This window comes from Mycobacterium alsense (genome assembly GCF_002086635.1).
GTDB lineage: Bacteria > Actinomycetota > Actinomycetes > Mycobacteriales > Mycobacteriaceae > Mycobacterium > Mycobacterium alsense.
Map to the genome: position 1 here is coordinate 1 of NZ_MVHD01000142.1, position 556 is coordinate 556.

Sequence of the window (556 nt, forward strand, 5' to 3'; positions counted from 1 at the left end):
GTCAGGCCCAGCTGGACCCGACGGCGCTGTCGGTGCTGGCCATGTTGTTGCCGGCGGCTTGCACCTTCTGCCCGTGGGCGTTGGCCTGCTCGTAGATCACCTGGAAGTTACGACCCAACTGGGTGATGAACTCCTGGCAGGCCACCGAACCGGCGCCACCCCAGAAGTCACCAGCGGCCAGCACATCGCGCACGATGGCCTGGTGCTCGGCTTCCAGCGACGCGGCCTGGGCACGAATCAACGCACCGTGGGCATCCACATCGCCAAACTGGTAATTGATGGTCATCTTTGCGTCCTCCTGAAATGAAAAGATCGAGACCCGGAACTAGCTGCCCAGGATTTGCTGCGAAGACTGCTCTTGCTGCTCGTAGTTGTTGGCGTCGCGGATCAAACCGTCACGCACCCCGTGCAGCATGTTCACGATGTTGCGGAACGCCTGATTCATCTGACCCATGGTGTCGTAGGAGGTCGCCTGCGCCTGGCCGCTCCAGCCCGCACCGGCGATGTTCATCGACGACGCCCACATCTTGCGCGCCTCGTCCTCCACCGTCTGCGC

Annotated in this window: 2 protein-coding genes; both read right to left on the reverse strand. The window is 62.6% G+C overall.

The annotated features are described in order from the left end of the window. Position 1 precedes the first annotated feature (1 nt). On the reverse strand, positions 2-286 hold the full coding sequence (locus BST11_RS26890) for a WXG100 family type VII secretion target (RefSeq protein ID WP_067319548.1): 285 nt from the start codon (positions 284-286) through the stop codon (positions 2-4). Between the two features lie 39 nt (positions 287-325). After that, on the reverse strand, positions 326-556 hold a 231-nt coding region (locus BST11_RS26895), incomplete at its 5' end, for a WXG100 family type VII secretion target (protein ID WP_083141177.1).

What these genes read in the sequence shown, in the direction of transcription:
- BST11_RS26890 (WP_067319548.1), bottom strand. Translation starts at nt 286, where the DNA reads ATGACCATCAATTACCAGTTTGGCGATGTGGATGCCCACGGTGCGTTG.